We start from the raw sequence: 6,195 nt of genomic DNA on the forward strand, positions 1-6,195 counted from the left end.
GTTAACTTTTGAGTCTCTTCGGATTCCATTTCCGAATTGACTCAAAGGTATGTTTGCCGTATTAGAAGGTTATTTAAGAGTTATTAAAGAGGCATTAGTTTGGCATTAGAATTTTTTAATCTCCTTTTCTGTGTAAGGAAGTTTGATGACCATACTCGTGCCCTGGGCAATTTGCGAAGTGATCGATAATGTCCCCTTATGTAGGTGGATTATTTTTTGAGATAGCGAGAGGCCCAAGCCAGAGCCAAGATGTCCTATCGCATTTTTGCCACGATAGAAAGGTGTTAATATCTTGGACAAATCTTCTTCACTAATACCTATTCCTTTATCGTCTATGGTTATGAATAGATTGTTGTTCTTGACGTGGATAGCGATGGATATCTCCTGAAAGTCGGAGAATTTGGCCGCATTATGGATGAGATTGGTAATCGCTATTTCTAAAAGTTTGGGGTTGCCATGGAGTTGAATGGCATCTAGGTTTTTCTCTACTTGGAGATGTATAGCTACTTTAATAGCTGGGTTCCGTTGTAAGAGATCATCCATCATGTCCCAAAGGAAATCTTCAAATGCAAATTGCTTTATGTTTGCCATCTGATAATCTACCTGTGCGAGAGAAAGTAGATTATGGATGAGGTTGTCCATCTTTTGGCAGTCCTTCACAATGTGGGTTAATGCCTCTTTGTATTCTTCGGTGCTACGTTCTTGACGTAGTGTTATTTCTGCATTACCCAGAAGTACCGCTATGGGGGTCTTTAGTTCGTGCGAAGCGTTGGACACAAATGATTGCTGCATTTCAAAAGCTTGTTGGAGTCTCGAAAAAACTTGGTTTATGGTTTCTTTAAGCTGTTCGATTTCGTCATTCCGTATTCCGCGCAGCGGAAGGCGTTCGTGTAGATTGTTGGCCTCTATTCGCTTCATGTGTACGATGACGTCCCGTATGGCCGAAAGTATCCAATTTGCAAATACACGTCCCAACAAGACTGTCAAGACTATTGCTAGCACAAAGCTGATGATCATGGCATAGCGTAATTCCTGAAGTGACTGCTCGCCGTAGATGTTTTGCGCCGAAGCAATGATAACAAAATCACCTGAATTATCTTTGTATAATATACCGATCGACGGAACGTCGTCACGTTTAAAAAATACCGTTTTTTGGGCGATGATACGATCTATTGTTGCTTTGTCCCAGCTTATACCTTTTTCCTCTATGAACATAGAGTTGTAGTTGGTGTCGTAAATTCGAATTTGTTCTGTGGGGAGTGTTCTGGGGAATTTATGAAGAACCTCTTGGTACTCTTCTTTTGAAAAGTTATCCCTGGCCAAGTAGTTGTGTCCTACAATATAAGCTCTGTCTTCCAGTCTCTTGTGAAAGCTGCGGTCTATTTCCTTGGATACCAGGAAATATAGGATTCCCATTACAGCAAGAAGAAGTGAAGCGAAAAGTAGGCTGAATTGGAAAATCAATCGGGTTTTTGTCTTCATGCTTTATCTTTAAGAATATAGCCCATGCCTACGACTGTGTGGATTAAAGGAGGATTAAAGCCCTTGTCGACTTTAGCTCGTAGATAGTTTACATAGACATCAATAAGGTTGGTTCCTCGATTGAAACCAATGCCCCAAACAGCTTCGGCAATCTGTGCTCGCGACATGACACGGTTTTTGTTGACCAAAAGATATTCTAGGAGAGCGTATTCTTTAACCGTTAATGTGATCGCTTGTCCATTGCGTTGTACAGTTTTGGAAAAACAATCCATTTTTAGATCTTCGGCATGGTATTCTATGCTATTGTTGTGGTATGTGGTACGACGGGATAGCGCTTTGATCCGAACCAACAGCTCGTCAAAATGAAAGGGTTTGGTCAGGTAATCATCTGCACCGCAATTGAATCCTTCGATCTTGTCTTGGATCGTGCTGAGAGCGGTTAGCATCAAGATGGGGACATCTGTTTTGAGCCTGCGTACATGTTTACAGATTTCGGTACCGTTCAAGTGGGGAAGTATACCATCCAGAATCAGTAAGTCAAACTCTTGTTCTAAGGCTAGTTTTAAACCAGTGGCCCCATCATAAGCCACCTGTACTTGGTGGCCAGCTTCATGTAGTCCCTTTTTTATAAATTCGGCAACCCGAATTTCATCTTCAACCAAAAGTATATTCATAGCGATGTGTCTGCTGTTTTCGGTTACGAAATTGCTTTTTATTTGTTAAAATATGCCCAACATTAGAAAAATCTAATGCATGTATATCATTTTTGTCGTTTTTTTTTCGTTGCTTAAGATGTTTTTCACTTCTTCAATTTTCACTTTTATGATACAAGGTTATTTGCATCTTTTCCCAAATTATATTGCAAAAAGTGGGCCGACAGTTGGTTTGTCGGAGCAGTTTTTAAGTCGATACCCAAAGTTGCCTATTGAGTATATTGATTTTTTGAACTCCTTTTCGTTACTCGCTAATAAGGCAGATACGACTTGGTTTAATAGTATAACGGATTTTAATGAGGACGAGGTGGAAGAGTTTAGATGGGATGAATTTGAACGCGAGTCTATGGAAGCTCTTGAGGGCGATGCAACTGCTCAGGGTTTGGTTAGTGATTTTTGGGACAGGCACATCCCTATCATACTGTCTGTCGAAGGCGGGTATAGTCATTTTTCTATTGGAGTCGGGGAAAATAACTGGGGGAAGATTTATTTTGGGGGAGAGCCTGAATACGAAGAGGTAGAGTGGGTTGCAGATAGTTTTCTGATGTTCATGGAAGCCCTGGCTGAAGGTAGGTTGATCGATAAATATGAGCGACTCTTCCGTTAAAAAAGGGGGGGGAGTAAAACCACTGGTTTCGGGGATTCTTTTCCTAGCCTTGTCTCCTTAGTTTTGCTTTTGTAATTCAACGATGTAATTAACAAAAAGTTTAAAACTAAAAATATAGAAGATGAAAAAACAACTATTGACAATCGCAGTTCTCTCTACTATGCTTTTTGCAGCTTGTGGTGAGGGTAACAAGAAAGCAGAGAATAATACCCAAACGACAGAAGAAGCTGGAAAAAATGGGGCGGAATCAGACAAAGGTGATGCCGAGCAAGAAGGGAATTTCCTTACAAATCGCGATGCTTTGAAAAAAGCAGAAGCGGCATTGAAAGATATGCCTAAATTTAAAGGTAAAGATGTTAAGGTGTTCCAGAATATTCACTTCTATGAGGATGGCCGTGTGCAATTAGCACTTCAGGATCCAGATAAGCCAGAAAATATCGACGATTATTTATTTCAGGGAGGAAAATGGCAAGAGCCTCAGGCTGTCCAGATTTCAGGTGATGGTGATATGTCGGCGAATGTGTTTCCACTAAGTACACTTAAGTTTGAGACTGTTGCTGATATTTATAAACAATTAGAAGAGCAGTCTAAAGAGGTAGAAGGGGCTAAAATCGACGGCCATATTTACTACAATTTAAATGTGATGCTCCAAAAAGGGCAGTGGATGACGGGGGTGCAGGGGACACGTGGACAGTACTCCGGTTACTTCAATGCAGATGGAAGTTTGAAAGAATTCAAGAAAAACTAAGGTTTATTGATTTATACTGTTCTAGTTTGGGGGAGCTCTTGGGAGCTCCCTCTTTGTTTTTCTAGTCGCGTCGCTCGATAATATCAAAAATCCGTTCTATAGGGCGGCCGATTACCGCTTTGTCGCCCACGATGATTATTGGACGTTCTATCAGAATAGGGTGTTTCAATAGAATATCAAGCCATTCCTCATCCGATAAGGTGAGATGGGCGAATTTTTCTTGAAATAATGGTTCTTTTGTCCGGATGAGATCTAGTGGTCTCAACTGGAGCAAGTTTAATATTAAACTGAGTTCTCCTCTATCTGGGGTATCTTTGAGGTAGTGGATTACCTCAGGAGTTTCTCCATTTTTTAAGAGAAGTTCCAATGCAGCACAACTCTTGCTGCAGCTTGTATTGTGGTATATCTTAATACTGCTGTCCGTCTTCATTTGAACTATCCTTTGCGTTCATCTAAAAAGAGTATGCTGTTTCGCTTTTTGTTTCTGATAGTACAAAATAAGTTTGAACCGTACTGACATGGGGGAGAACGGCCAGTTTATGTCTTAAGAATAAATGGTAGGCATCCATGTCTTTTGTAGCTATGCGAAGCATGAAGTCATAAGACCCGGCCATTTGATAGCATTCCATGACTTCCGGAAACTTGGCAACCTCCCGTTCAAATTCATTGAGAACCTCGTAGGTGTGTGCTTTGAGGAATACTTGAGAGAAAGAGATTAATCCAATTCCGATCTTATGACGATCCAGGATCGCTACTGTTTTACGAATATAGCCTGCGGCTTTGAGCTTTTTGACGCGTTCGTGGACCGCGGCTATGGATTTGTGCAGTTTTAATGAGAGCTCTTTGTTACTAAGAGTTGCATCCTCTTGTAATAGTTTTAATAGCTTCCTGTCTGTTTGATCCAGTTCCATAACGTATTTTTTTTGGTGACGCTGCTAAATTACTATTTTAATCTGTATTTTTTATTGGTTTTGTTTGGTGGTTCGATAAAAATTATTGAATTATTATCGTTGTGTTGAATATTATTTTGTTTTGTTAGAATTTTGTGCAGTTTAGTATGAAGACCATATTATATTCGAAAAATTTCTAAAAATATAATTTATTAAATAAATAATGATAGAGGAAACTACTTTTAGCAAATGTTTATCTCCAGAGTTGGATAGTCGCTTTCAGCATTTGTGGTGTTTGGTTGGAAATACACCTATGCTAGAATTGCAGTACGTGTACAAAGGTAAACCAGGAAAGATTTATGTAAAATGTGAAAACTACAATCTTACAGGCAGTATCAAAGACCGTATGGCATTGTACATTCTTTATAAGGCATATTCTAATTGTCAGATCAAACCTGAAGATATGATTGTCGAAGCGACTAGTGGAAACACAGGTATTGCATTCTCGGCTATCGGTAAAGCGTTGGGACATGAAGTGAAAATCATTATGCCAAATTGGTTGAGTAAAGAGCGTATCGATATTATTAAAAGTATGGGTGCCGAAATTCAATTGATTAGTAAAGAAGAAGGTGGTTTCTTAGGAAGTATCCGCCTTAGTGAAGAGCTTGCTGCACAAGGGGGCGTGTTCTTGCCAAGACAATTTGAAAATGAATATAATGCCGAAGCACATGAACTTACTACAGGTAAGGAAATTGCATTGCAATTAGCTAGTAAAGGTCTTATTGCGGATGCATTTGTTGCTGGTGTAGGTACTGGTGGTACGGTAATGGGCGTAGGTAAACAATTGAGAAATTATAACCCTGCAGTTCGTATTCACCCGTTAGAGCCTCAGGAAAGTCCTACGCTTACTACAGGTTACAAAGTAGGAGCACACCGTATTCAAGGTATCTCTGATGAGTTCATTCCTGCAATCGTTAAGTTGGAAGAGTTGGATTCTGTTGTTTGTGCGTCAGATGGTGATTCTATTATCATGGCTCAGAAATTGGCAGGACAGTTAGGTTTGGCTGTAGGTATCTCTTCTGGTGCAAACGTGATTGGAGCTATTAAATTGAAGGAAGAGTTGGGCGATGAAGCTGTTGTCGTAACGCTTCTATGTGACGATAATAAAAAATATTTAAGTACGGATCTTGTTAAAGAGCAGCCGGTGAAAGAAGGATATATCTCTACAGATTTAGATTTCACAGGCTTCCAGCCTATAGCGCGCTTGGAAAAATCATTGTTCGGATCAAGCGTACTATAAAGACTTGTTTCAGCCTAAATTTATTTAGGTGTTGTTTGTGTTTGTGTGGTAAGCCGGGATTTTAGGATCCTGGCGGACCTCACTTAAATTGGTTTAACAAAAACTAATCTCTTTAAACTAAAATTATGAAAGCATTTTTGTATGTTTTTTCAATCCTGTTACTGATGTTCTCAGGTGTAGCTATCGGCCAACAGGCGGATAGTCTATCTGACGTCTCTGGTCTTACATTTACAGATGGTAGCGTCACCGACAGCACCCAAGGAGCTGAAGTCCCTGACGATATCGTATTCTCTGATGGACAGGATACTGGTAGTGCACAGGTTGACAGTACTGCGACGGTAGATGCTACAGCAACTGTAGCTACAGATGGTGCCGCTGCAGATGATAAGTCGATGTGGGGTATCTTTATCGCTGGTCTTTTGGGTGGTTTTGCGGCATTCTTTATGCCCTGTATC

The 6,195-nt window shown here is 40.2% G+C and carries 7 protein-coding genes and 1 pseudogene; 4 read left to right on the top strand and 4 right to left on the bottom strand.

The window, feature by feature from the left end; translation table 11 throughout:
* Positions 1-105: 105 nt before the first annotated feature.
* Together CLV99_RS02080 and CLV99_RS02085 are read right to left on the bottom strand one after the other, a co-directional pair.
* Positions 106-1,482 (bottom strand): sensor histidine kinase, encoded by a 1,377-nt coding sequence (locus CLV99_RS02080; RefSeq protein ID WP_133582833.1) that lies wholly within the window; start codon positions 1,480-1,482, stop codon positions 106-108.
* Entirely contained in the window at positions 1,479-2,156 is a 678-nt protein-coding gene (locus CLV99_RS02085; protein ID WP_133582834.1) for a response regulator transcription factor, read from the bottom strand. The genes CLV99_RS02080 and CLV99_RS02085 overlap by 4 nt, the downstream gene beginning before the upstream one ends.
* 148 nt (positions 2,157-2,304) lie before the next feature.
* Between CLV99_RS02085 and CLV99_RS02090 the strand changes: the two genes are divergently transcribed.
* Entirely contained in the window at positions 2,305-2,802 is a 498-nt protein-coding gene (locus CLV99_RS02090) for an SMI1/KNR4 family protein (protein ID WP_133582835.1), read from the top strand.
* Between the two features lie 121 nt (positions 2,803-2,923).
* Positions 2,924-3,550 (top strand): hypothetical protein, encoded by a 627-nt coding sequence (locus CLV99_RS02095; RefSeq protein WP_133582836.1) that lies wholly within the window; start codon positions 2,924-2,926, stop codon positions 3,548-3,550.
* A 61-nt stretch (positions 3,551-3,611) separates the two neighbouring features.
* On the opposite strand, the gene arsC is transcribed toward CLV99_RS02095, so the two are convergent.
* Together arsC and CLV99_RS02105 are read right to left on the bottom strand one after the other, a co-directional pair.
* Positions 3,612-3,980: an arsenate reductase (glutaredoxin) gene (gene arsC / locus CLV99_RS02100; protein WP_133582837.1), complete on the bottom strand. Its 369-nt coding sequence runs from the start codon at positions 3,978-3,980 to the stop codon at positions 3,612-3,614.
* 22 nt (positions 3,981-4,002) lie between these two features.
* The gene (locus tag CLV99_RS02105; protein WP_133582838.1) at positions 4,003-4,461 is read right to left on the bottom strand and encodes an Lrp/AsnC family transcriptional regulator; all 459 of its coding nucleotides are present in this window, start codon (positions 4,459-4,461) and stop codon (positions 4,003-4,005) included.
* A 202-nt stretch (positions 4,462-4,663) separates the two neighbouring features.
* Between CLV99_RS02105 and CLV99_RS02110 the strand changes: the two genes are divergently transcribed.
* Positions 4,664-5,740 (top strand): PLP-dependent cysteine synthase family protein, encoded by a 1,077-nt coding sequence (locus CLV99_RS02110; protein WP_211348384.1) that lies wholly within the window; start codon positions 4,664-4,666, stop codon positions 5,738-5,740.
* A gap of 125 nt (positions 5,741-5,865) precedes the next feature.
* A pseudogene (locus CLV99_RS02115) lies at positions 5,866-6,195 on the top strand (hypothetical protein); the annotation flags it as partial.

The sequence above is a fragment of the Sphingobacterium yanglingense genome, from assembly GCF_004363245.1.
Classification (GTDB): Bacteria; Bacteroidota; Bacteroidia; order Sphingobacteriales; family Sphingobacteriaceae; genus Sphingobacterium; species Sphingobacterium yanglingense.